The organism is Verrucomicrobiota bacterium (genome assembly GCA_016200005.1).
Taxonomy (GTDB): domain Bacteria; phylum Verrucomicrobiota; class Verrucomicrobiia; order Limisphaerales; family PALSA-1396; genus PALSA-1396.
Genome location: JACQFP010000026.1, coordinates 42,089 through 67,731 on the forward strand (window position 1 = coordinate 42,089; position 25,643 = coordinate 67,731).

A 25,643-nucleotide genomic window follows, 5' to 3' on the forward strand; every position below is an offset into this window, starting at 1 on the left:
CTCGGACAATCAGCCGGATTTTTAGAAAATACTCCCCATTGTCGGAATATCAGCGAATCTTCCCGGTTCGCCAGATACCCCATTACTAGGGGAACTGCGACAGGGTATCCACTACCTATTGGGGGCACAAGAAAAATTTTAAAATATTTTACTCCAACGTTATTCCCCGCGCTTGAGCGACACAAACAGCTTGCGGAAAAGGCTTTTGACCACTTGTTCCCAACGGTGAATAACATTGTGGACGAAACCAAACCGACCATCACCGCGAAATTCGGGCGTGAGTTTTTTTAAACTTGCGGACCGGTTCGACGGTTTTTGGTCGGGCTTTCGGAATCAACCTGATCGGGCAGCCTTCAAAACCGAAGGCCCGTCGTAATTCGCCGGCGAGATGTTTTTGGTAGGAGTCGGAAAATAATTCATCGCGGTTGACGAACAACAGAAACGTGGGCGGCGACTGCTGGACTTGCGTGGCGTAATAAAATTTCAGCCGGTGTCCCGCGGCGCTGACCGGTTGTCGTCGCTCAACCGCGTCTTGCAACATCCGGTTCAACAACGCCGTCGGAATTTTCTGCTGCAACTGCGCCGCCACATAACGCACCGCTTCCAAAAAACGGTCGAGATGAAAACCGGTCTTCGCGGAAGTAAAAATGACCGGGGCATAATCCAGAAAAAAAAGTCGCTCCTGAACCCATTGCCCGAATTCTCCCAACGTTGTGAGTTGCTTGGGGCCACCATCACGATTGCGAACCTTGGCGTTGCGTCGGGCAATCTCCGCTTCGCGCGCCTCGCGCACCTGGGTGTCCACCAGGTCCCATTTGTTGATCACCACGATGCAGGCCTTGTGCTCTTCAGTTATCTTGGCGGCCACTTTCTTGTCCTGCTCCAGAATGCCGGCCTCCGCGTCCAGCACCAAAATCGCCATGTCGCAGCGGGCGATGGATTCCTCCGCGCGCTTGACGCTGAAGAATTCAATCGAATCGCCGATGCTCCGGGTTTTTCTCATGCCGGCAGTATCGATCAACACGTACGACTGCCGGATGCCTTCCGTCTCCACTTCAAACGGCACATCGACCGCATCCCGCGTGGTGCCGGGGATTGGACTGACGATGACCCGCTCGGATTTAATCAGCGCATTGATGATGGACGATTTGCCGACGTTGGGACGGCCGACGATCGCAAGCTTCAAAGCGGGTCGAGAGTTGAGAGTTGAGAGTTGAGAGTCCGGCGGCGGTGCGGCTTCGGAATGCGCGTCGAGTGGAAGCAAAGCGACGGCTGCACTCATCAATGCCTCAATCCCTTCGCCATGAATCGCGCTGACGGGAAAAACCTTTTCGAAACCGAGTTCTGCGAACTCCAGGGCGTTTGTTTCCGCGCGGAAGGTGTCCACTTTGTTCACTGCCACGAGGACCGGTTTTCCGCTTTCCCGCAATCGTCCAGCTACTTCCCGGTCCAACGGCACAACGCCCTCCTGCACATTGACGACCAGAATGATGACGTTGGCGGCATCGATGGCCAGACCAACCTGTTCGAGCGCGGCCTTGAGGATGACATCGCCGGCTTTTTCGCGACGCAGCAGACCGATGCCGCCGGTGTCCACCAACGTGAAGGGCCGCCCGCCCCATTCCGCTTCGGCGCTCACGCGGTCGCGGGTCACCCCCGGTTCGTCGTGGACGATGGCAATGCGCTTGCCGGCGATGCGATTAAACAACGCCGACTTGCCGACGTTCGGGCGACCCACAATGGCAATTAGAGCTGACATGATTTCGAAACAAAATGCTGAAGTCCCTCAAGGCGCGAAGACCTCAACGCGCGCAACGAAAGAATTATCGCCCACAAAACCGCTCGAACGCGCCGCCGAACAGGTCCTTCACATCCCGTTCGATTTCTGTCCGCGCCGGTTGCCAGCCGGTTTTCGCGAGGTCGGAGTATTTCTCGACCAACACTTGCGCGATGATCCGCCGGCTGTGTTGCCATTTGTAAACGATCTGGTCGAGCACTCGCGCATCGGAATGTTGCGGTGTGAAACTCAAGCCGATCAACTCCAGTCGCATCCGCGTCATCTCCTCGATGATGCTCGGCACGTTGGTGAACCACCAGCAGCCGAAAATGTGCAGGTTGCGAAACTTGCGCGCCAGCACGCAAAGCTCATGTTGACTTTCCCGCGCCAGCGCCGTGACCAGGAATTTGTTCTCCGGGTATTGCGCGCAGAGATTTTGCACTGTGGTCAGATTGCTGAGGCCCACTCCGTCACCCGCCAACTTCAATTGTGGATTCACAGCGCGTTTCACTCCCGGCATCAGCGCCAGAGGCAATCCAAACTCGCGGCAATGCGGGAGGACGGCTTCTTCAATCAGCTTGGAACTGATGTTGCGGGAAGGAAATTCAAAATCCGGCGGAATGGAAACCATCAGGTAACGCGCGTTCATCCGCTTCGTCCAATCCTCCAGAAAACGGCGCACTTCGCTGAAGAAGGTTTTGACCGGCTGGCTCGCCGTCACCTTGTAACCCCAGCGCGCGAGTTTGGGCGCAGTCTCCGGCCACCACAACAGCAACGGGTCGATTCGCAGCGCGGCGGTGAAGCGTTCATCTCGGCGAAATCCCTTTTCCCACACCGGCCGTTCAAGATCATCGAATGGCGAGTTGCTCATGCAGATGGACTTCACGCCGCCCAATTCCATGCAGCGCGTGATGTGGTTCTCCACGTTCTGGCCGGCAAACCACTGCCGCAGCGCTGGCAGGTCGCGCTTCTTCACGTCCAAGCCCAGCGCATTCAACGTGGTCAACACGCCGCGACACGCCTCCGAGACGGGTGAGTGTTGGATAAACAGCGCGTCCCAGATCAACTGCGCCTGTTCAGTCTTGGACAGCGCCCAGAATTTTTCGTACGGGAGATCGAAGTTACGAAACGCCTCTGCCACGAGATAATGGTAAACCAGCAAATCGTCGATGCCCCAGAGCAGCAGGTCGCCGAAAGCCGGATCGTAAAGGTGAGTGTGAATGTCCGACACCGGCGTGGACATCACCAGGTCTTCAATCTGTTTGGCGAACGGGACGCGGCTGGCTTCGGCAAGAATGGCTTTCATCACGGCCGGAGAGTAAGAATAATTTTAGCCTGCGGCGACAAGAATTTCCACTCGTAGCCGCCGAGGTAAGGAGGCGGACTGGGAATCTTTCATCGGTTTTTGCTCTGGTCAATCTGCTTCTTTAGCGCGTCTGTCACAATTAACTTGCGCGACAGCCGCCGCGCCCGTCGCACCCAGTAGCGGTCGCGCTTGCGCTGAAACGCCGGCGCGTGCACGTCGTCCTCCAAAACGTCCTTCAACTGGGCGCGCGCCAGATCCGGTTGATCTTTGGAGGCATAAAGTTCGGCCAATTGCACCTGGGCGCGCGGATACGAATGGTTCTCGGTAACCTGCTGCCAGATGGAAAGCGCCGCCTCGGTTTCGTTCAACGCCATCAACGTCTCCGCCAACGCCATCATCGAGTATCCGTATTCGTGTTTGGGATTCTCGGCGCAAACGCGTTCGAGCAACGGACGCGCCTCCGTTGGACGTTTCAGCCGGAGCAGACATTGGCCCAGGTGGGAGCGCGTGTCGATGTCCTGCGGGTCGCGTTCCAGCGCGGCGCGGTAACAGGTTTCGGCCTGGCCCAGCTTGCCCTGTTGAAAATAAATGTCGCCGAGCTGCGAATGATGATGCGCCTTGTCGAGATGATGAATCTGCGCCTGGAGTTGCTTGATTCGTTTGCGCTCGTGAGCGCCGGGCAGTTCAAATCCGCGCGTGGCCGACGGCGCAGCGCGATAGACCCAGAAATAATACAGCACGGCCGCCAATCCGAATCCGATGAAAATGAACAAGGCCCAAAGCCATTCCTCACGTCGGATCGCATCAATGAACATCCAGAGTTGAAAGGCAAAAACCGGCACGAGCCAGGGATTGCCTTTCAAGTAATCCCAGTTGGTCACGTCTTGGAGGAGCGAGGCAACCATTGTTCAAAGGCTAGGGTGGGTAGCGCCGGGTTGCAACCAAACTTTCCCGACGAATGACGGTGTTGCCCGGGAAGTCAAAGCAGGACTCGATCAAAATCTTCAGCTTGTTTTCGCCTCGCAACTGGCCTATCTGTCTGCGGGCATTGCCGATATGAACAAGACCCTCGTCATCGTGCCGACCTATAATGAGCGGGAAAATCTTCCCGCCCTCGCAGCGCGCGTGCTTGCCCTGCCCGTTTCCGTTGACCTGCTCGTGGTCGATGACAATTCGCCGGACGGCACCGGCAAGGTCGCCGATGAACTGGCGACGAAGCATCCGTCCATTCACGTCTTGCATCGCGCCGAGAAGAACGGACTGGGCCGGGCGTATTGCGCCGGCTTCGCCTGGGCGCTGGAACACGGTTACGACTTCATCCTGGAGATGGACGGTGATTTTTCCCACAACCCGGATGACATCCCGATGTTACTTGAAGCCGCCAAAGATGCGGACCTCGTGCTCGGCTCTCGCTATTGCAACGGCATCCGCGTCATCAACTGGCCGTTGAGCCGGCTGATGTTGAGCAAGAGCGCCGCCAAATATGTGAAGATCATCACCGGCATGCCGTTCACCGATCCCACCAGCGGCTTCAAATGTTTTCGCCGTCACTCCCTGCAAACCATCGACCTGAACGCCGTGCGATCCAACGGTTACAGTTTCCAGATCGAGATGACGCACAAAATCTGGCGACACGGCATGAAGATTGTCGAGGTGCCCATCATCTTCACAGAACGGTTTCAAGGCAGTTCCAAAATGTCGGGGCACATTGTCCGCGAAGCGCTGTTCATGGTCTGGCGACTCTGGTTTCAGAACGGGCTGCGGCGTCAGCCCAAGGCGCGAAAGTGATCCGGTCAATTGCCTGAAGACAAAGCATCGCGTGATTGGGGCTGACTGGAAGCCAATCGGTTCAACTTGCCAGCCGCGTTTCCGCCCGTCATTGTTTGCAACATGATTACCATGATCGTCGGAACGAATCGACCGGGCAGCAACACCCGGCGCGTGGCCAACCTCATCGAGGAAATCTACACCGCCTTGCAAACACCTTTGGCTGTCATCGACCTAGCCAGATTGCCGCCGGAAATCTTCGCGCCATCTTCCTACGCCAAAAAGCCCAAGGCGTTTCAACCGTTCGCCGATGCCATTTTGGACGCCGACGGTCTCCACGTCGTCACGCCGGAATACAACGGGAGCGTCCCGGGCATTCTGAAATACTTCATCGACATGTTGAAGTTCCCGGAAAGTTTCGAGAAACGTCCCGTGTGCTTCGTCGGCCTCGCGGCGGGGATGTGGGGCGCGCTGCGGCCGGTCGAACAGTTGCAGGCCATCTTCGGTTACCGCAATGCCCATGTTTACCCGGGACGCGTTTTTCTGCCACAGATCAACGATCTGCTGGACGACGGTGGGCGATTGAAGAGCCAGGAAATCCTGGAGCGACTGAAGGCGCAAGCCGAGGGATTCATCGAGTTCGTAGAATGCCTGCGACACAAGAAATTGAGGGGAACAAAGTAAGCCAAGATGAAGCGCAGAGACTTAATTAGCCGCCTGGCAGTGTGCAGTTGGTCGTTGAAGCCCGCCACGCCACAACAACTCATCGATCAGCTCAGCGCCATCGGCCTTGCGCGCGTGCAGCTAGCGCTCGACCCGCTTCGCGAGCAGCCGCAGGTCTGGAGCAACGCTGCAGAACTTTTTGCCAGAAACGGAATCACCATCGTCTCCGGCATGATCGCTACCGTGGGGGAAGATTATTCGACCCCAGAAACCATCCGCCTCACGGGCGGCGTCGTCCCCGACCAGCACTGGGATCAGAACTGGGAGCATATTCAAGCTGATGCGGTTCTCGCCGCGGCACTGGGCATCAAACTCGTCACCTTTCACGCCGGTTTTCTGCCGCATGATGAACGCGACCCTGCCCTTCCAAAATTGCTCGACCGCATTGCGCGCATCGCCGATCTGTTCGCCGGCAAAGGATTGACGCTGGGGTTCGAGACCGGACAGGAAACGGCCGAGACGCTGAAGATTTTTCTCCAGAAACTCAATCGCCCAAACGTCGGCGTAAACTTCGATCCGGCCAACATGATTCTTTACGACAAGGGTGATCCCATCGAGGCGTTGCGGGTGCTCGGCCCGTGGATCAGGCAATGTCACATCAAGGACGCCACTAGAACCAAGGTGCCCGGAACGTGGGGCGCGGAAGTGGTCGTCGGTACCGGTGAAGTGGATTGGCCCTCGTTCTTTGCCACGCTTCAGGAAGTAGGCTTTGAAGGCGATCTGTGCATCGAACGCGAGGCGGGCGTTCAACGGGTGGCGGACATTCATGCGGCCCGGGAACTGGCGGAAAAAGTTTTGAACTGAACCGGACGCATATTCGCAGGGCCAACTCAATTTTATGAACAACCCCAATTCTCAAAACGCGGGCCGGCAGGTGAACGTTGCCGTCGTGGGCCTTGGCTTCATGGGCGTCACGCATATCAAATCGTATCAGCAGATTCCCGGCGCGCGGATCGTCGCCGTGTGCGACGCGGTGCGTTTGCCGGTGGACGGCGTGCTGACCGGCGTCAGCGGAAACATCCACGGCGCAGACGCCGTCAACCTCGGCAAGGATATCAAGACCTACAAGGCCATCGAAGATTTGCTCGCGGACGGACACTTCGAGTTGGTGGATTTGTGCGTGCCCACGCCGTTGCACGGGGCACAAGCCATTGCCGCTTTGCAGGCGGGCAAGCATGTCCTGTGTGAGAAGCCGCTCGCGCGCACCTCGGCCCTCGCTCGGAAAATCGTGAAGGCGGCAAAATCAGCCAAGGGATTTTTCATGCCGGCCATGTGCATGAGATTCTGGCCGGGTTGGTCTTGGCTCAAGGAGCTGGCCGCGCAGAACACTTACGGAAAAATTCTGACCGCCCGCTTCCGTCGCGTCTCAGCGCCGCCGGGTTGGAGTCGCGACAGTTATTTCAAGGGCGGCGATTCGGGCGGGGCATTGCTCGACCTCCACATTCACGACACGGACTTTGTGCAATTCCTTTTTGGCCGGCCGAGCAGCGTGTTCTCCACGGGCCAGAGTCGGTTCAGCGGCGCGATTGATCACGTCGTCACGCAATACAAGGTGGCCGGTGGCGCGACGATTTACGCGGAGGGAAGCTGGCTGATGACGAGCGGCTTCAACATGGCCTACACGGTCATGTTCGAGCGCGCGACGATGGACTTCGACAGCGCGCGCGGCGCCGAGGCGTTGCAATTGATGGAAGAAGGCAAGCCGGTGCGCACGATCAAACCGGAAGGCGTGGATGGTTACGTGGAAGAACTCCGCCATCTCATCGCCGCCATCCGATCCGGCCAACCGCCAACGGTGGTGACGGCGCAGGACGGCTTGAGCGCGGTGGAGATTTGCGAGGCGGAGGAGCGTTCCATCAAAACGGGGCAGATCGTTGCCCTGTAGGAAAACTGGGGATAATTTGGGCAAAAAATGTACTTGCACTGTGGTGGATTGACGGTCTATGCAGATGGCAAGCACCATTAACCCTCAAACAAAAACTACCCGCTATGAAACATTACATCGGTTTCCCAGTCATGGTCGGCCTCTTGGCCATCTGTTCCAGCGCCCACGCCAAATTCATTCCAGGGGATGTGGCTTCGGTCGGGCTGACGAACATCGTGCCGGATGTCGCCCTTTGGTACAATTCGGCCAACTATTTTACGAATGGCCCGGTTAATCTGGCGGCTCAGGTTGCAAGCCTTGGCACTTGGGAACCTTACCTCGGTTTGTTGAGTGACAGCACTTTCCTGATTTCAGCCAACACTTTCGTGGACGATGGTACTGCATCGAATATGCGGACGGCGTTGGCGTTCCAACCGGCGGCCGGCGGCCCCCCGAAACTGAGTACTATGTTCTATGACGATAGCGGTTTCCCATACACTAACAAGCATCACGAATTCCCGCCGCCGCAAAGTGGCGCCCTTAGTCGCGTGGCAGGCGATAAACGTTACGGCGCCAAGAACTTCATAGGCGGCGGTTCGGTTGCGCTTTACAACTACCCGACGTTCTTTAACTCGGATGGGCGCTTTGATGTCAATAGTCCGTTTTACAGCACGCTGGCTGCTTCAAGTGGCGGTGGGCGTGAGGCTTGCGTTCAGATCCATTCGCTAAACCCGAGCACTCTCGCGCAGACCCCGCTGTCCAAAGCCTTCGACTCCGCCTTTGGCCGTTGCTGTACCAACGCGAGTTATCCTGCAACAACTGAAAAATGGCTCACTCGTTATGGTGGACACCTGCAAGGATTGTCCGACGGAAACTTTGTGTCCGTGGTGGAAGATCACTCGCTTTTGTTTAACCCAAGCGGCAACGCTTCCTTGGCGACGATTTTCCGTCCCGACGGCTCTGTTGTGAAAGAGTCCTTCAAGGTGGCCGATGCGGACCAGTGGGCCAACGTGGCTGCTTTTAAAGGAGGTTTCTCTGTCCGACCTTCTGGCGGTGTTTTCTACTTCTATGACAACGCGGGCAATTTAATCGCTACCAACATTCAGAACGCCAGCAGTGGGCTGGTGTATGATACAGGCCGTGGCGACGGCACCCGGACTGCCTCGGACATCCGCAGCCAGTACGTTTACCTGGCCGGTGTCGCGGGCGGGACTAACGTGATGTTGTCTGTCTGGAAAGCGCAAACGGGGGCGTGGATCACCAACGCGGTCGTGAGCGAGACAGACCCCAGCGTCCACGCCTTGGATCGGGTTGATATTGCTGTGGATGCCTTAGACCGGATATGCGTGGTTTACAAGCTCAAGCCGGTTGCGGCTGACTTCCCGTTTTTTCAGGTAGCGGCTCGGGTCCTGAAGTTTGATGGCACAAACGTCACTTATCTCACTGCCTCCTTTTTTCCGTTCATCAACCACGACGAGGTCGGCATAAACGGTTTTGAGACCGTCGAGCCGAGCGTGGCGATGACGACACGGGAAATCTGCATCTCCGCCAAGGGGACGATTAACAGCACAAACAATCCAACCGGTGGGGCGGACACATGGCCGCAAACGGACCTCTACACGGTCATCAGCCATCCGGCGCCGGTGTCGACCCCAAGGCCAAATATCACAATCACGGATTCCGGCGGCAACGCAACCATCTCTTGGAACGCTGACGATGGCCTGTTCACGTTGCAAAAGACATCTACGTTGTCTCCCGCCGCTTGGTCTGACGTAAGTCCGCAGCCAGCCATTGTACCTGCGGCTGGCAACCTGAACACCATGACCGTCGCGATTGGAAGTGGAAACTTGTTCTTCCGCTTGGCGCGGTAAACTGCTGCGAAAGCAGACAACCGGGAATCAATCTGTTACTCGCAGCCTCGCGAAGTCTTCTTGTGCAACGTAACGATGCGGATCAATCATTGCGCATAAAACTAAGGCGTCACACTATCAATCCATAGCCTTGACAGTCGCCGCAAAACGTCAGAATGACACTGATAGAAAACAGCTTCATTTTTATGGATGTTACAGATACTGGTTCTAACTATTCTTCAACTCGCCGTGTGCGGGGCAAGTGTGGTTTCACGCTGATTGAGCTACTCGTGGTCATTGCCATCATCGCGATTCTGGCGGGTCTGTTGTTGCCGGTCTTGAGCAAAGCCAAGGTGAAAGCCCAGGCGATCCAGTGCATGTCCAACCAGAAGCAACTGACCTTGGCTTGGATGATGTACGCCGACGACAACCAGGATCGGGTCCCACCCAACACCAGCGGCAGCGGCAGCCGGGGTGGCTGGGTGGATGGGTGGCTGGATTTCTCCGGCAGCACCGACAACACAAACACTGTCTTCCTCGTGAACGCCAAGATCGGGCCTTACACTCGCAACATCGGCATTTATAAATGCCCTGCTGACGTTTATGATGTCAAAATACGTGGGGTCAGAATGCCGCGCGTCCGCAGCGTTTCGATGAACTCTTTTATTGGGGTTGCCCCCGGTGAGGGCTATGGTGCGAGGCAGACTCCCCCCTGTTACGAATACCACAAGCTTTCCGATATCAAGCGGCCTCCCCCGAGCAGTTTGTGGGTGTTTGTGGATGAACATCCCGACAGCATCAATGACGGCTGGCTGACCGACAGCTGGCCAGGCGGGGGTGGCTGGGGAGATTTGGCGGCGAGTTATCACGCCGGCGCTTGTGGCATCGGTTTTGCCGACGGCCACGGTGAGGTCCATAAGTGGAGGGACAAGGCCACATTGGAACCTGTGACCAAACAAACAAGGCCACGTCAAGGCGGGAGTGCCCCGAACGACACCCTCTGGTTTATGGAACGATCCACCGCGCCCGTTCAGTGAATGAGTCCCTTGGGGAACTGAAGGAACAAGCCTCACGGTCGAGGCGCGGGAGAGATTAGCGTAGCGAACGAGCCTATAGCCAGAAACCAACGAGCATTAGTCATAAACCGAAATTAGCCCGATCATGAAATTTGTCAGTCAACCCAATTACCCGGCTATCACGCGGTCGCTGCTCAATGACCTGGCGCGCCTCCTATCCTATCACAAGACAACGACGCAGCCGGTGATGACTAGCAGGCTGTCAGGCGGCAATGTCGTTATTGAGTGGACCGGATTCGGTTGGTTGCAGTCTGCGCCTGAATAGGATGACAGTCGCGGCAAAACGTCAGAATGACACTGATAGAAAACAGCTTCATTTTTTATGAATGTTACAGATACTGGTTCTAACTACTCTTCAACTCGCCGCGTGCGGGGCAAGTGTGCTTTCACCTTGATCGAACTGCTGGTGGTGATCGCCATCATCGCGATTCTGGCGGGCCTGTTGTTGCCCACTTTGGCCAAAGCGAAGCAGAAAGGCCAGGGCATCCTTTGCATGAACAACCTCAAGCAACTGGACCTTGCCTTGATCATGTACGCGGACGATTTTCAAAACCGCTTTCCACCCAACAACCAGGGCGGCACCGGCGGTTGGGTCGATGGCACCATGAACTTCGACCCGGATCATACGGACAACACAAACATCAACTACTTGCTCAACGCCAAGATTGGTCCCTACACCCGCAACATCGGCATCTATAAATGCCCGGCGGACAAATATGACTGCTCGATACGCCGGGTGCGCTACGCGCGGGTGCGCAGCGTTTCGATGAATGCGTTCATCGAGGGCGGCGCCTATAGCGGCTACAACGCCAACATCGGGGCCGTCTGGTTCCCGTCCTACTTCAAGTACGACAAGATGACCGACATCATCAAACCGCCGCCAGCTCAACTCTGGGTTTTTGCCGATGAACATCCGGACAGCATCAATGACGGCTGGATGATCAATGATCCGAGCAGCCCCAACTCCGGTTGGACGGATCTGGCCGCCAGTTTCCACAGCCGGGCCGGGGGCTTCAGTTTCGCCGACGCACATGCTGAAATTAAACACTGGCAGGATCCGGGTACCATCGAGCCAGTCAAAAAAATATCGCGTAATGGCTTTGGCGTGGCGGTCAGAGATAGGGCCTGGATAAACGAGCGATCCACTGCGCTTCGGTGATTTCACAGTCTTTTCGTAACTGGTGCCGCGCTGCATCGTTACCAATCAATGTGAATTCCAGGGACTCCCGTTGCGTCCATTAAACCAAACAGATAAGGAAAATATGAAAATAAATTCGATGCGGCCATTACCACTGATGGCATTGGCGTTTTCATTCGCCCTGGCAACCGGCGTTGCCGCAACCACACCCAAGGTCGGCGACAAGGCGCCGCTGATTGACGGCAAAGATCAGGACGGCAAAACGTTCAGGCTGGCTGACGTCGTCGGCAAGAAGATCGTGTTGCTCTATTTTTATCCGAAAGACGACACGCCGGGCTGCACCAAGGAAGCGTGCGGCTTGCGCGACCGCATGAGCGATTTGAAGAAGGACAACGTCGAAGTCATCGGCGTCAGCATGGACGACGAGGAGAGCCACAAGAAATTCATCGCCAAACACAATCTCAACTTCCCGTTGCTGGCCGACGCGGATGGAAAGATCACCGAAACGTTCGGCGCGCAGATGGTCAACCGCAAACTCTCCCGCCGCGTGAGTTTCCTCATCGGCTTGGACGGCAAGATCGCCCACGTCACGGATAATCCCTCCGCCGACGTGCACCTCAGCGAGATGAAGGAAGCCATCGCCAAGCTCGCCAGGAAATAGTCTGGTCGCCCAATTTCGTTTCCAAAGCCGGCGGAATCTCCGCCGGCTTTTTTGTGAAGCAGCCGACCGCTTGCGGAGCAACGTTCCATGCGTAAGTTAGGGCCAGGGTCATTGGAAGCAAAAGGTGTTGCATGAAAAAAATAACTTACGCATCGCTCGGTTCGTTGGGAGAAGAATTTCACCAGGCGTTTGACTCCGCATTGGCCCAGGTCCGGCTTAAATTGGGCCTGCCTTATCCGCTGTTCATCGACGGCAAACCCAGAAAGGCGAAGGGGGGAACGTTTCCGGATACGTCTCCCGCTGACACGCGAATCGTCCTCGGCCAGTTTCAATCCGGCGATCGCGCTGACACGCAACAGGCCATCGCTGCGGCCAAGACCGCGTTTCCCACGTGGCGCGATCTTGGCTGGCAGGGGCGAATCGCGGTGTTGCGCAAAGCCGCTGAGTTGATGACGCAGCGCCAGTTCGAGTTCGCCGCTGTGCTCACGCTGGAAGTCGGCAAGAACCGTTTTGAAGCCATTGCTGAAGTTTCTGAAGCGATTGATTTGATTCTCTACTATTGCCGGCAAATGGAGGAACACCACGGCTACGAAATGCCGATGGGCGGCGGCGGCGCGGAACAAACCAAGAGCGTGTTGCGGCCTTACGGCGCCTGGGCCGTCGTGTCGCCATTCAACTTTCCGCTGGCCCTGGCAACCGGCATGGCGGCAGGCGCGCTCATCGCCGGCAACACCGTGGTCTTCAAACCAGCCAGCGACACGCCGTGGTCGGGCATTTGCCTTTATGAAGTGCTGTGCGACGCGGGTCTGCCGGACGGCGCTTTCAACTTCATCACCGGCGCTGGCAATACTGTTGGCGAGGAACTTGTTGCCAATTCGCATGTTGACGGTTTTATCTTCACCGGCTCGCAGGCGGTTGGGTTGAACATCGCTCGCCGGTTCGCGCAAAAAATTCCCAAGCCCTGCATCACCGAAATGGGCGGCAAGAATCCCGCCATTATCATGCCATCCGCCAACCTGGACGATGCCACCGAAGGGGTCATGGGCTCCGCATTCGGGATGAGCGGCCAAAAATGCTCAGCCTGCTCGCGCCTTTACTTGCACAAGGACGTTTACAAACCTTTCCTTGAATTGCTGGTCGAGAAAACCAAAAAGCAAAAAGTCGGCGACCCGGTGGAAGCAGACGCTTTTCTCGGCCCGCTGATCAACCCCGCCGCCGTCAGGAAATACGAACGCGCCGTCCGCCTGGGCAAAGCGGAGGGCCGAATCGTTTACGGTGGACAGACGTTGAGAGAGGACAGTTTTGCGCACGGACATTTCGTTGAGCCAGTCATCGTGGACAAACTGCCGAAGAAATCGCGCCTGTTTCAGGAGGAGTTCTTTGCGCCGGTGCTCGCTGTCTTTGAAGTGAAGTCGCTGGACGAAGCCATCAAGCTGGCCAACGCCAGCGAATACGGCCTGACCGCCGGCATATTCACGAACGAGGAGAACGAACAAAAAAAGTTTTTTGATGAAATTGAAGCCGGCGTGACGTATTGCAATCGCCGCGGCGGCGCGACCACCGGCGCGTGGCCCGGCGTCCAATCATTCGGCGGCTGGAAAGGTTCCGGTTCAAGCGGCAAGAGTGCGCTCGGCCCGTATTATGTCACCCAGTTCATGCGCGAGCAAAGCCAGACGGTCTATTCCTCAGTTCGTCATTGACTTAGCCGCACCATCGGGAGATAGATTTATGAAAGTGAAAGCCTGCCCGAATCCCCCACGAAAACGCCCGCCGGAAAACGGTGGTGTCGGGTTCACGTTGATCGAACTGCTCGTGGTCATCGCGATTATCGCGATCTTGGCCGGACTGCTTTTGCCGACGCTGGGGCGCGCCAAAGAGGGAGGCCGTCGCTCCCATTGCATCAGCAACATGCGGCAGATCGGTTTGGGCATTCAGATGTATCGCGACGAGAATGCGGATCGCCCGCCCCTTTATCTCGTCAATCCGCACCAGTACACCTATGGCAAACCGGGCGGCAACACCGAGTATCTGGAGAAGAAAGGCGCTTTGGGAAACACCAATGTTTTCGTCTGTTTGTCCGATCGCACCAAGGGTAACATCCCGATCGATCTAGGTTGGGAATACTTCGGTGCGCCAGACGGCAATCCGAAAGCGACGAACGCATTCACCACGAGTTACGCGTATCACATGGGAGTACGTTTTCAAACCGAGCCAGAGTTGAAGCTATGGCTCTCCGATCAGATCACGCGCTGGAAGTCGCGGTTCATCGTCGCCGCGTGTCCGTGGCATCGGCACTTGTTCAGCGGCTGGACTGGCAACGTGCCTAATCTTTCCAAAGCAACCAACATCAAAGACCTTGCCCTGCGGTACGACGGCGCCGTGGATAGCTTCAAATGGCCGAGCTACAACTGGGACGAAGAGCCTTATATCACGACGAAGTGACGGTGGATTGTGGGTAGTTGCCCAAGCTTCCTGCGCGAACGTCTCTGTTGACTTCGCATCCATTTCCCGGAGTAATGGATTGAAATATGAAACGCTTCTCTCTCGCCACAACGACCAAACACACCTTCGCTCCCCTTCTCGCTCCTTTTTTAATCTGTCTGGCCTTGTTGTGGTCGGCTTGCTCCGTTCAGGCGGCGCCGCGGCACGTGTATCTCACCTGGCAAAACGACACCAGCACGACCATCACGGTCAACTACCAGACGATGGAAGAAGCCGACGTAAGTGAGGTTCATTGCGACACCCGATCGCGGAACGGGAAAATCGAAGCCTACAAATTCCACGCGACCGGTACGCGCCACAAGATCGAAGGTCTCCAAGATGGCCGCACGATTCATTGGGTCGAACTCACCCAGCTCAAACCCGGCACGACCTATTATTTCGTCGCGGGCGATGCCAAAAACGGCTTCACCGCCGAGCGCAAGTTTCAAACCATTCCCGATGGCACTCAGAAACTCCGGTTCGTGGATGGCGGCGACATGGGCACCGGGCCGGCACTGCAACCGCTGCTGCGCCAGGCGGCGCTTCAGGAGCCGAACTTTGCGGTGGTCGGCGGCGACATCGCCTACGCCGGAGATTTGCTGGCCAGTTTTGGTCTGTGGGACCGCTGGCTGGACGGCTGGGAACAATGCATGGTGACCCCAAAAGGTTTCACCATCCCGATGGTTCTCGCGATCGGGAATCACGAGGTGCGCGGCGGATACGGGCATTCACCCACCAATGCAGTTTTTTATTTTCGTTACTTCGCCCAGGTTCACGACCGCAGTTATTACTCGCGCAAGTTTGGTAAGAATTTTGTCATCTACCTGCTGGATTCGGGACACATCACACCGCAGGGTGGCGCGCAAGCGGCCTGGCTCGACGCGCAACTGGAAGCGGACAGGGACATTCCCTACCGTTTCGCTGTCTATCACGTGCCGCTGTATCCCGCCTATCGGCCATTTGAAATCGGCGGCTCAGCCGTCTGCCGGAGCAACTGGCTGCCCATCTTCGACAAGCACCACCTCACGACGGGCTTTGAGCACCACGATCACGTCTTCAAGCGCACGAAGTTGCTGCGCAACAATCGCGTTGACGAACACGGAACACTTTACCTTGGCGACGGCTGTTGGGGACAAGGCGCGCGGAAAGTGAGCAACGTGCTTCGGCCGTACGAGGCCAAAGCCGCCAGCATCCAGCATTTCTGGCTGGTGGACGTGTCGCGCAGCCGCGTGGAATATCGCGCGATCAACAAGGAAGGAAAAGTATTCGACGTATATCCTCCTGACGCCAAAGGCGCAAAGGACGCGGATAAGGTTTATGAGTCGTTGAAACAACCCGCGACACCAACTTCAGGAACTTCCACGAACAAGTGAGGGACGAGGCAGCCATGGCGATTGCCAAAAAGTCATTTCCGAAAAAGTGGGGCGATCGGAACTCAAGTCCACGCCCTCCCTACGCTTCGCAACTGCCGATAGCTGCTAAAAACTCGCGAAGCGTCTGGAGTGCGCCCGATTTATCGGCGCTTTTCATTTGCCGCTTGGGCCGCCTGCTGTAGGAGGATTCAGGCTTCGGGTTTCGGATTCCTTTCGGATCTCGGATTTCGGGCTTCGGATTTTGGGTTAATCCTCATCCTTCGGATGCACGAAGACAAACGCCGCCCGCACCGGCGCAGGCATTGGACTCTCCGCGCCCTTCACCGAACGCCAGATCACTTCGTTGAGCAACAAATCATCTGCCGCGTCTTCCTTGGTGAAGTCCATCTTGCGCGACTTTTCGCTGCCCCAAGCCAGTTTGGTGTTGCGCTCAGTCAAGTCCACATTCGCGGGCAACGCAGCGTAAGACCGCAGGTCAGGTTTCGGTTGAAAGGAATTGAACATCGGTGTCGCCGCGGCGTCGAATTGCGTCATCGGTTTCAATCCTAGAATCAATTCCATCGTCCGCAACATGCTGCTCGTCGAATACATCGTCGAATCCACTGCGTTACGTTTGGTGTACGGGCTGATGACGAACGCGATGGTGCGATGGGCATCCACGTGGTCCGGACCGTTCTGCGCGTCGTCTTCCACCACGAAGATGGCGGTCTGCGGCCAGAACTTCGATCGGCTCACCGCCTCGACGAACCGGCCAAACGCCAGATCGTTTTCAGCAACATACGCCGTCGGCGTTGGCTTCCCGGGAGACGTGCCGGCGGTGTGGTCGTTGGGCAGCCGCACGATTTGCAGACGCGGCATGTCGCCTTCCTGCTCGAACCGTTTCAACTCGGCGATGAACCGGTCCGCGCGTTTGAGATCGGAATAATCCATGTCGAAACTAAAAAACCACGGATCAAAATGGTCGCGCAACGAAGCGACCTTGGTGGTCCCCGGTTCGGCGGGCGTCCTGGCGTTATTGATGAACTCACCGTAGCTGCGGTAGCTCACGCCCGCCTCGCGCGCGCGATCCCACAAATATCCGCTGGCCGGCAGCGCGACCGGAAAGACGCCCTCGGCCGGGTAAGGATATTTTTTATGTCCGTTGTGCCCGTAACTCAGCGGCCAGAATTTTTCCACAAAGTCGGTGGCGTACGCCCCCATCGACCATTCGTGACCGTCGGCGCTGACCTCGCCTTCGACATAAAAATTGTCCAGCAACACAAACTCGCGCGCGATCTTGTGATGATTGGGCGTCACCTTTTCGGGGAACAGGCAGAGTTTTGCGTCGCCGTTGCCCTGTGGCATATCGCCTAAAACCTGGTCGTAAGTCCTATTCTCTTTGATGACGTAAATGCAATACTTGATGGGGCTGGCATCGCCCACTTTGAACGGGATGGGATTGCTCTCCGGCCGCGTCGCGCCAACCGACGCGTCGCGCTGAAGCGGACTGCAACGGTACGCCGTCGCGGTGTACGCCTTCAGTTGTGCGGCAAACTTTTCCCGCGCCGGCAAATCGATCACGCTCAAAGTCCCTTTCATCAAACCGCCGATATGCTCAACGATGGTGCCGGGCGCGTATTTCTTGTCCGGTCGCGGGCCATTGGGATTGGCCTTGGAGATCAGTCCCTTCCCGTTGGCCACGAGAAGGTATTTGCCGTCGCGCGTCACGCGCACCGAGGTCGGATACCAGCCGACGGGAATGAAACCCATCGAGCGGCTCTTGCCCCGAAACGAAACATCGAACACCGCGACGTTGTTATTGCAGGCATTTGCCACAAACAGCGTCTTCTCATCCGGCGACAGCGCGAGACTGTTCGGCGTCGAACCACTCAATCCCAGCGGATGCAGCGCGGCCCAGATTGTCTCGATGGCTCGTTCCTTGTCGGTGTCGAAAACGGTGACCGTGTTGCGATTGGCATTGGCGACGTAAAGATACTTTCCCGATTTAGTCAGCAACATTTCGTTGGGATGCTCCTCGGTCGGCCAGCGCGCCACGACGCGATTCGATTTCAGGTCAATCACCGCCACCGTCGCCTGTGCCCACAAGCTGACATAAAGCCGTTGCCGCCGTTCATCCAAACGACACGCATAGGGGAAAGGAGCGTCGGGACTGGTGGGATCAAATTGCGCCTCGGCGCGCTTCGTGATGGCGGCCGTGTCGAAATCGACCGTCTTGCCGGGACTTTGGATTTTGGAACTCAGACTAGTTTCCGATTGGCCAAAGAAAATCTCCAGCACATTCGTGCGCGCGAGCAAATCGACCTTCGCCACACGTTGTCCCCAGACATTGGCCACATAAAGATTCTGGGCGTCAGCGGACACCGCCATGCCACCAGGAATTCCCCGCTCCTTCACGTCGCGCAAAGGGATCACCCGATCCGCTTCCAGTTGACCATCATTGAAATTGAAGACGCGAATGACTTCATTGCCCGCGCCGCTGCAATAAAGCCGGTTGCCGCCGAAGGAAAACTCCAGCCCGTAAAACGCCTCGGCGATTCTTGTCCGCGACACAATCTTCGCCGCCGGAATGTCCACCACCACGATTTCGTTCGGGCCAAAACCGCAATGCAACACGGCGGCAAACCGGCTGTCTGGATGAACGGCGATGTTGACGGGAAAATCGCCCAGATCGATTTGCGTGCCGACGGGTCGCAACGACCACAGATTGGGCAACAACACCGAGCCATCCGGCTGCCGTCCGGGCCAGATGGATTGCGGCGTGCGGATAGCGGATGGCGGATTTTCAGCGGCGGCGGAGGTGATCGCAGCGAAGGCGACGAGGAACGATCCAATCAAGCGGTGATTCATAAAGTGTTGACCCGGTTATGCCATCAATGAACAGCGAGGTAAAGCCGCATCACCGTGCACCGCGGCTGGTTTCGATTTTGCCGTCGAGCTTGCGCCGGGTCTTCATTCCGCTATAACCACCGCGCATGTTCAAGGCATTGATCGATTGGTATCTGGGCGCGCTGGGCACCGGCGGCTATCCGCTCATCGCGCTGTTGATGGCCATCGAAAGCTCCATCGTCCCGCTCCCCAGCGAGCTTGTCATCCCGCCCGCCGCGCATCTGGCCCACGAGGGAAAGATTCAATTGAGCCTGACGGGCATTGTGATCGCCGGGGCCGTTGGCTCGTGGCTCGGCGCGACGGTGATGTATTGGGTGTCGCGACTGGCGGGGCGTCCACTCGTGCTGCGCTACGGAAAATATTTTTTCATTTCGCCGGAAAAAGTGCACGGCGCCGAACGTTGGGCGCAACGGTTTGGCTCATGGGGGATATTGGTGGCGCGCTTTCTGCCGGTGGTGCGCCACCTCATCGGCATTCCCGCGGGCATCGTGAAGATGGATTTCAAGCTTTACTCCCTCTACACGCTGATCGGCTCGGCGTTTTGGAGCGCGATTCTTTGCTGGATCGGGATCAAGGCCGGTCAGGACGAGAAACTGATGGCGGGCGAGGTGCATCGCATCGGCCTGTGGGGCGGTGCCGCGCTGTTGGTTTTGGGTGTCCTCTATTACTTCCTCGTTCACCGCTACATGAAGGACGAGTCGAAACAGCCGTAAGGCCGTCGGGATTCGCCCGCAAAGCCTTGTAACCAATATCCCGGATCGGCGTCTGGTGAGGTGAATGTGAACCATTCAGCCGGACGGCAAATCGCCCGGCGAACGATCAACAACAAACGAAGCACCGATAAAATGAAAATAAAGAAATCAAGTTTGATGGCCATGATTGCGCTGGGAAGCGCAGTCGCTTTCAGCCCGCTGGCAAAAGCTGAAACCTCCGACGCCAAGCCCACACGGGTCGCGGCCAGGAAAGCTGGCGCACACGACCGTTTGCAACACATCGCCGACGTCCTCCAGTTGACGGACGACCAAAAAGCCAAGGTCAAGCCGATCTTCCAGGACGAAGCGCAAAAGATGAAGGCCTTGCGCCAGGACACCAATCTCACCAAGCAGGACAGAATGGCCAAGCTCAAGACGATCCACGAAGACGCGAACGCCAAAATCAAACCCATCCTGACGGCTGAACAGTTGGAGAAGTGGAACAAGATGCGCGAAGAAGCGCCGCGGAAACATCGCAAGCAATAACCGCGGCGATCGACCTTTCAATTGATCAGGGACGGCGCGTGTCGTCCCTGATTTTTTCCAGTAAATGGGATCAACCAGCAGCCGTTCCTGCCAGCCACCGACAACTTCCGGGTAATTCAGATTGGTGACAAACGCTCGCCCTCACCCCGGCCCTCTCCCCCAGGAGAGGGTGAAACTTCGCCTAGGTTTGGTCCAGCTTGACGGCTTGCTGCATTCGCTGCACCGCATGTTCCAAACGCGACCCAGCAGAAACTCCCTCTCATGGGGGAGAGGGGCCGGGGTGAGGGCGGAAGTAAACTCTGACTTAAATCGCTAAACTACAGCAACTCTACGAGAGGAAAACGGTCAGGTGAAGGAGCACGACCAAACTTTATCATGCGGATTGTGCGGAGTATCCTGAGCGGATTGAATTAAGGATTAGCGACGGCCACCACGACTCTGCCTCTCACTTTTCCCTGAAGGATGAGTTCGATCTTCGCGTCGAGTTGTTCCAACGAACATTCGGAAGCGATGGAGGCCAGTTTGTTTGATTTCCATTCACCGGAAAGTCTTTTCCAGATTTCATTTCGAATGGCTGGCGGACATTGCGACGTCTCGATTCCCAACAGGTTCACTCCCCGCAGAATGAATGGATAGACTGTCGTGTGCAGTTCAGGCGAGGCGACCAACCCGCAACACGCCACGCTACCGCCATAACGGGTGGACTTGAGCGCTGTCGCCAGAATGTTCCCGCCGACTGTGTCGATCACCCCGGCCCATTGCTCTTTCAACAGCGGCTTTCCGGTCGCGTCGTTGGCTTCATCGCGAGTGATGACGCCGGTCGCTCCCAACTCGAGCAGGAATTCCTTTGCTTCTGCTTTGCCCGTGGCGGCAATCACCTGGTAACCGGCTTTCGCCAGAATCGCCACGGCGTTGCTGCCAACGCCGCCCGTGGCGCCACCGACCAGCACGGGGCCGTGCTCCGGAGACAAACCATGCTCTTCGAGTTTGAGCAACGAAAGTGCGGCGGTGAATCCGCCCGTGCCGTAGATCATGCTTTCCTTCAAGGTGAGTTCCCTGGGCCGCTTCACCGGCCACGAAGCCGGGACGCGGACATATTCGGCGAAGCCACCCGCCGTGTTCATGCCCATATCAAATCCCGTGACGATTACTTCGTCGCCTGGCTTGAAGAGTTCGGATTGACTCGCGGCGACGACACCCGCCGCATCGATGCCTGGTGTCTGCGGGTATTTTTTGGTAACGCCGCGATTGCCGATGGCCGACAGCGCATCTTTGTAATTCAGCGCGGAGTAGGTGACTTTGATAAGAACTTCACCGGGCGGCAGGTCGTAAATGTGGCGCGTGACGATTTCCCGGACAAATTTCTTGTCGCCCGCTTCCCGGACGACCATTGCTTTGAAGGTTTGATTTTGCATGATTCCTTTGTTGAGGCGCACACTATTGAAAAACACCGCACGATGACAAGCTCCGGTCGCGAATCATGAGCAACCGAACTGGGCTGGCGCTTGGTGGCGTCAGTGTTTCGCCGACGCGCGAACCAGCAACACGGGAATGGAAGACTTGTGGCGGACTTCATTAATGGTGCTGCCAAGAATTAAATCGCCGAGCAGACGATGGCCGTGAGTCGTCATGGCGATGAGGTCGCAATTCTCCTGCTCCGCCGTTTTGAGGATTTCTTTGGGTGGATCGCCGAGCGCGAGGTGCGTCGTCACTTCCAGTCCGTCATCGCGCAGCCGCGTAGCCGTGGCTTCCAGATAGTCACGGTCGTTCTTCATCTCCTCGGATTCCGCCAGCTTGAGTTGATTAAAGTTGCGGGCAACCCAGCCATCCGCCACGTGCACCAGCAGCAGGCGCGAATGAAGGCGCTTCGCCAGTTCCGCGACGTGCGGCAGCAGGCTTTTGTCCGCGCGACTGTTTTCAAGGGCGACCAAGATTTTATGATACATGGTATGTGTTGCGTGTTGCGTGATCAGTCGCGGCCGGCGGCCAAATCGTTCCAGCCTCCCCAGGCGCGCGTCCAGGTTTTCGTTTTCAATCGGTAAAGAAGGTGCACCGACATTGCGACTATGAGGAGAACGGCCAGACACCACCAGAACCAAGCCCGGTCACGAAACAGCGCGGCACCAGTAAGAATGCCGGCCCATTTGATGGCGCGAAACCAGACCGGTTGGGCCCGCCGGGAGAAGGTAACCCGACATTCGCGACGAAAGATGGCGGCGAGACGATTCATGCAAGGTCGGCTATTTAGCCAAAGAGTTTCCTGATCCACGTGATGACGCCGAAGAAATCTAACAGATATTTTACGTTGAGCGAAACAATGATGCCCGCCGTCAGCCAGGCCAGCACTTTGATCCACAACGGATTTACAAATTGGCCCATCTTGACACGGCTGCTGGTAAAAATGATCAACGGGATGACAGCGAACGAAAGCTGTAAACTCAGCACCACCTGGCTGAAGACCAGTAATTTAGCCGTACCGCTCTCACCGTACATCGCTGTGCAAATCACCGCCGGTATGATGGCGATCAACCGCGTGATGAGCCGCCGCAACCACGGACGCAGGCGGATGTTGAGGAAGCCTTCCATGACGATTTGCCCCGCCAGCGTGCCGGTGAGCGTGGAGTTTTGGCCGGAGGCCAGCAGCGCCACGGCAAAGAGCGCGCTGGCAACCGTGACACCGAGCGTCGGGCTGAGGAGTTGATAGGCGTTCTGAATTTCAGCCACGTCATTTTGCCCGCGTGTGTGGAACGTGGCCGCCGACACGATGAGAATCGCAGCGTTGATGAACAACGCGAACATCAGTGCCAGCGTGGAATCTAGCGTCGCGTACTTGATCGCTTCCGTCTTTCCTTCCACGTTCTGTTCGTACTTGCGGGTTTGCACGATGGACGAGTGCAGGTAGAGATTGTGCGGCATCACGGTCGCGCCGAGAATACCGATGGCGACATAAAGCATCGACGGATTTGTAATGACCTCAAAACGTGGCACGAAGCCACCCAGCACGGCGCGAATGTCTGGTCGAGAAAAAATTATCTCCGCCAGGAAGCAGCCACCGATGGTCAGGATGAGCGTAACAACGAGCGCTTCGATGTAACGAAAGCCTTTGTTTTGAAGAAACATCACCGCCAACACGTCGAGTGCGGTGATGCAGACGCCCCAGACCAGCGGAATTTTGAACAGCAGATTCAGCGCGATGGCTGATCCGATGACTTCCGCAAGGTCACAGGCGCAAATCGCGACTTCACACAGCAGCCACAAGACAATCGCGGTTGGCCTGGAATAGTGATCGCGGCAGGCTTGCGCGAGGTCGCGTCCCGTGACGATCCCGAGTTTCGCACAGAGCGATTGGAGAAGGATCGCCATCAAGTTGGAAATAAGGATGACGCTCAGCAGCGTGTAGCCAAACGCTGATCCACCGGCGAGGTCGGTCGCCCAGTTGCCCGGGTCCATGTAACCCACCGCCACGAGGTAGCCAGGCCCGGAAAACGCCCACAACTTGCGCCAGAAACTGAATCCCTTCGGCACGGGGATGGTGCGGTTGACTTCTTGAAGGCTGGGCGTCTGGCTGGAAATCCGCCAGCCTTTGTCAGACGAAACCGGCTCGGTGGTTTTGTCGGTGTTCATGGATAATTAAAAACGCATGGAGATTCCGAAAATCGGATTGATGTCATCGGCGGCGCGGGTGACACCGATGTTCACACCGGCATCCAGTTGGATGTCATCCATCAGTGCGTAGGTCAAACCGGCATCGACCGTGCCAATCCAAGCCGCGCCGCTCTCGGTGCTGACCAGACTAAAAAACTCCACGTAGCCACCTAGTTTGCCAACGATGTCATGACTGAAGGTGATCGAGTTGATGAATTCGGTGTGGAATCCGCCGCCGGAGGAATCACGATTGAAATCGAATTCGGTCATCAACCCCATGGCCCATTCGCAAGCCAACTCCACCGCCAATGGCAGAATGAGGCCGCCTTCCACTGAATCATTTCCCAGTTCATCCTGATTGGTCGGCGGCTTTACAAATGGCATCACCGCGAACGCAGTCGGGCAGCCATCGTTACCCCAAAGATTCCATTTGATCCGGGCGACGATGTCGCCGAAGCCGCGTTGGTTCCGGATCGTGCCGGCGGAACGATCATGAGTGCGGACGGAGGTGTAAGGTTCGAGGATTAGCTGGAAATCCACGTTGTTGCGCAAACCCGCCTTGAGGTTAATCGGCGCAATGCTGACGGTTTCGACGCGTGTATTGTTGACATCGGAGTTGTAGCGGTCGAAAGAATAGCTCAGCACATCCATCTCAATCTGGAAATGGCCGGCATCGATGGTGTAAGGACTCTCCGTCTTGTCGGGCCGGTCGGTGCTCATCTCCCGCATAAACTCGCGCGGCGTGGGATGGAACAAATTGTAGCGGCTTTTGTCCGGCTGCGACGATGTGGCCGACGAACCCTCAGCGTCCACCGACGCGCCAACGAAGTTGATCGCCCCCGCTAAAACGCTGAGGACTGCAACCACCCGCGTTTGATTCGGTTCACGTTTAATAAATTTCATCAATCAATCAACTCCTATACAGCGAATGACTAATTAGTGTCAACTGTAAAAGTTAGATATGTCTAACTTTTTCTGCGTCGGGCCGATCTCTCGCCAAATCAGTGTCTTGGAGCTGTTTCAGTTGCCGCTGGCGCGGCCCAATCGCAACCAGGCCACAACCGGGAAATGGTCGCTGGGGTATTGCCCGTTCTCGGCGAACGTAACGATTTCCGTGGCGTCAGTCGTGAATGGGCCGCGCGACAGAATCCAGTCAATACGATGCCCGCTTCTTCCTGGCGTGTTGTAACCATGAAAAGTGTTATAGCCCTCATTCCCCCGCTTTGTGGTCGCGTTCCAGGTGTCGGTCAATCCACCATCGCGCACGAGAATGTCATAAACTTTGTTCGAGCCGGCGGTGGAGTTGAAGTCACCGACCAACAAAATCGGCAACGCGGATTTCAAAGACTGGATGCGTTGATTAATCAACAGCGCCGCTTTTTCGCGGGCTGGTTGGAGGGCGTGATCGAGGTGGGTGTTCCAAAAATAGAATTCCTTTCCGGTATTTCGATCATGGAATCGAACCCATGTGACCATGCGGCGATTGTCGTTGCCCCACGTCGAGGACGCGATGACTTCCGGCGTGTCCGACAGCCAGAAGTGATCATATTCCAGCGGCTCAAACCGGTCCTTCCGATAAAACACCGCCATGAACTCGCCGCGGCTGCCGCCATCGCGACCGAGTCCGATCCATTCGTACTGCGGCAAGTCCGACGCCAGATCCTTCAACTGCTGGTAGAGCCCTTCCTGCGTTCCAATCAAATCCGGCGACATCTTCTCGATGCAATGACGCATGACCGGGCGGCGTTGCTGCCAGGCGTTGGGCGGTTTTGAACTGGCGTAACGAAGGTTGAAAGTCATCACACATAACGCGTCAGGCGGCGAGGCGGCGTTCTCCGCGCTTTGAGCGGACAATAGC

The 25,643-nt window shown here is 56.8% G+C and carries 24 protein-coding genes; 14 read left to right on the forward strand and 10 right to left on the reverse strand.

All coding sequences use genetic code 11. The annotated features are described in order from the left end of the window. Nucleotides 1-259: 259 nt before the first annotated feature. From der to HY298_09550, 3 genes are all read right to left on the reverse strand, one after another. Nucleotides 260-1,759, reverse strand: coding sequence for a ribosome biogenesis GTPase Der (gene der, locus HY298_09540; GenBank protein MBI3850494.1), 1,500 nt, complete (start codon nt 1,757-1,759; stop codon nt 260-262). 64 nt (nt 1,760-1,823) lie between these two features. After that, entirely contained in the window at nt 1,824-3,083 is a 1,260-nt protein-coding gene (locus HY298_09545; GenBank protein MBI3850495.1) for a glucuronate isomerase, read from the reverse strand. A gap of 89 nt (nt 3,084-3,172) precedes the next feature. Further along, nucleotides 3,173-3,988 (reverse strand): tetratricopeptide repeat protein, encoded by an 816-nt coding sequence (locus tag HY298_09550; GenBank protein MBI3850496.1) that lies wholly within the window; start codon nt 3,986-3,988, stop codon nt 3,173-3,175. A gap of 151 nt (nt 3,989-4,139) precedes the next feature. On the opposite strand from HY298_09550, the gene HY298_09555 reads away from it, so the two are divergent. The 12 genes from HY298_09555 (at nt 4,140) to HY298_09610 (ending at nt 16,016) form a co-directional block, all read left to right on the forward strand. Continuing rightward, nucleotides 4,140-4,871, forward strand: a complete 732-nt coding sequence (locus tag HY298_09555) for a polyprenol monophosphomannose synthase (protein ID MBI3850497.1) — start codon at nt 4,140-4,142, stop codon at nt 4,869-4,871. Nucleotides 4,872-4,973: 102 nt separating this feature from the next. Continuing rightward, nucleotides 4,974-5,534: an NAD(P)H-dependent oxidoreductase gene (locus HY298_09560; protein MBI3850498.1), complete on the forward strand. Its 561-nt coding sequence runs from the start codon at nt 4,974-4,976 to the stop codon at nt 5,532-5,534. Between the two features lie 6 nt (nt 5,535-5,540). Beyond that, nucleotides 5,541-6,377, forward strand: coding sequence for a sugar phosphate isomerase/epimerase (locus HY298_09565; GenBank protein MBI3850499.1), 837 nt, complete (start codon nt 5,541-5,543; stop codon nt 6,375-6,377). Between the two features lie 34 nt (nt 6,378-6,411). Continuing rightward, complete coding sequence (locus tag HY298_09570; protein ID MBI3850500.1) at nt 6,412-7,458, forward strand: Gfo/Idh/MocA family oxidoreductase; 1,047 nt, start codon at nt 6,412-6,414, stop codon at nt 7,456-7,458. Beyond that, a complete protein-coding gene (locus HY298_09575) occupies nt 7,407-9,308 on the forward strand; it encodes a hypothetical protein (protein ID MBI3850501.1) in 1,902 nt (633 codons plus the stop codon). The genes HY298_09570 and HY298_09575 overlap by 52 nt, the downstream gene beginning before the upstream one ends. A 155-nt stretch (nt 9,309-9,463) precedes the next feature. Next, the gene (locus tag HY298_09580) at nt 9,464-10,324 is read left to right on the forward strand and encodes a type II secretion system protein (GenBank protein ID MBI3850502.1); all 861 of its coding nucleotides are present in this window, start codon (nt 9,464-9,466) and stop codon (nt 10,322-10,324) included. A gap of 124 nt (nt 10,325-10,448) precedes the next feature. Further along, nucleotides 10,449-10,628: a hypothetical protein gene (locus tag HY298_09585; protein MBI3850503.1), complete on the forward strand. Its 180-nt coding sequence runs from the start codon at nt 10,449-10,451 to the stop codon at nt 10,626-10,628. 57 nt (nt 10,629-10,685) lie between these two features. Then, nucleotides 10,686-11,522 carry a prepilin-type N-terminal cleavage/methylation domain-containing protein gene (locus tag HY298_09590; GenBank protein ID MBI3850504.1) on the forward strand — a complete coding sequence of 279 codons (837 nt, stop codon included), beginning with the start codon at nt 10,686-10,688 and terminating at the stop codon, nt 11,520-11,522. A 136-nt stretch (nt 11,523-11,658) separates the two neighbouring features. Then, nucleotides 11,659-12,162: a peroxiredoxin gene (locus HY298_09595; protein MBI3850505.1), complete on the forward strand. Its 504-nt coding sequence runs from the start codon at nt 11,659-11,661 to the stop codon at nt 12,160-12,162. Between the two features lie 131 nt (nt 12,163-12,293). Continuing rightward, on the forward strand, nt 12,294-13,862 hold the full coding sequence (locus HY298_09600; GenBank protein ID MBI3850506.1) for an aldehyde dehydrogenase family protein: 1,569 nt from the start codon (nt 12,294-12,296) through the stop codon (nt 13,860-13,862). Nucleotides 13,863-13,890: 28 nt separating this feature from the next. Then, nucleotides 13,891-14,604 (forward strand): type II secretion system protein, encoded by a 714-nt coding sequence (locus tag HY298_09605; protein ID MBI3850507.1) that lies wholly within the window; start codon nt 13,891-13,893, stop codon nt 14,602-14,604. Between the two features lie 86 nt (nt 14,605-14,690). Continuing rightward, complete coding sequence (locus HY298_09610; GenBank protein ID MBI3850508.1) at nt 14,691-16,016, forward strand: fibronectin type III domain-containing protein; 1,326 nt, start codon at nt 14,691-14,693, stop codon at nt 16,014-16,016. A 246-nt stretch (nt 16,017-16,262) separates the two neighbouring features. On the opposite strand, the gene HY298_09615 is transcribed toward HY298_09610, so the two are convergent. Continuing rightward, the gene (locus tag HY298_09615) at nt 16,263-18,863 is read right to left on the reverse strand and encodes a bifunctional YncE family protein/alkaline phosphatase family protein (GenBank protein ID MBI3850509.1); all 2,601 of its coding nucleotides are present in this window, start codon (nt 18,861-18,863) and stop codon (nt 16,263-16,265) included. Nucleotides 18,864-19,003: 140 nt separating this feature from the next. Here HY298_09615 and HY298_09620 point away from each other — a divergent pair, with 140 nt between their 5' ends. After that, nucleotides 19,004-19,615, forward strand: a complete 612-nt coding sequence (locus HY298_09620; GenBank protein MBI3850510.1) for a DedA family protein — start codon at nt 19,004-19,006, stop codon at nt 19,613-19,615. 132 nt (nt 19,616-19,747) lie between these two features. Further along, nucleotides 19,748-20,140 carry a hypothetical protein gene (locus tag HY298_09625; GenBank protein ID MBI3850511.1) on the forward strand — a complete coding sequence of 131 codons (393 nt, stop codon included), beginning with the start codon at nt 19,748-19,750 and terminating at the stop codon, nt 20,138-20,140. A 410-nt stretch (nt 20,141-20,550) separates the two neighbouring features. Here HY298_09625 and HY298_09630 read toward each other — a convergent pair whose 3' ends face one another. The 6 genes from HY298_09630 to HY298_09655 all read right to left on the reverse strand — a co-directional run bounded on the left by HY298_09630 (nt 20,551) and on the right by HY298_09655 (nt 25,585). Next, nucleotides 20,551-21,555, reverse strand: coding sequence for a YhdH/YhfP family quinone oxidoreductase (locus tag HY298_09630; protein MBI3850512.1), 1,005 nt, complete (start codon nt 21,553-21,555; stop codon nt 20,551-20,553). A gap of 99 nt (nt 21,556-21,654) precedes the next feature. Further along, nucleotides 21,655-22,086, reverse strand: coding sequence for a universal stress protein (locus HY298_09635; GenBank protein ID MBI3850513.1), 432 nt, complete (start codon nt 22,084-22,086; stop codon nt 21,655-21,657). 23 nt (nt 22,087-22,109) lie between these two features. After that, complete coding sequence (locus HY298_09640; protein MBI3850514.1) at nt 22,110-22,370, reverse strand: hypothetical protein; 261 nt, start codon at nt 22,368-22,370, stop codon at nt 22,110-22,112. Nucleotides 22,371-22,384: 14 nt separating this feature from the next. After that, a complete protein-coding gene (locus HY298_09645; GenBank protein MBI3850515.1) occupies nt 22,385-23,764 on the reverse strand; it encodes an Nramp family divalent metal transporter in 1,380 nt (459 codons plus the stop codon). A gap of 6 nt (nt 23,765-23,770) precedes the next feature. Further along, nucleotides 23,771-24,688 (reverse strand): transporter, encoded by a 918-nt coding sequence (locus HY298_09650; GenBank protein ID MBI3850516.1) that lies wholly within the window; start codon nt 24,686-24,688, stop codon nt 23,771-23,773. 117 nt (nt 24,689-24,805) lie between these two features. Beyond that, nucleotides 24,806-25,585 (reverse strand): endonuclease/exonuclease/phosphatase family protein, encoded by a 780-nt coding sequence (locus HY298_09655; GenBank protein ID MBI3850517.1) that lies wholly within the window; start codon nt 25,583-25,585, stop codon nt 24,806-24,808. Between the last annotated feature and the right edge of the window lie 58 nt (nt 25,586-25,643).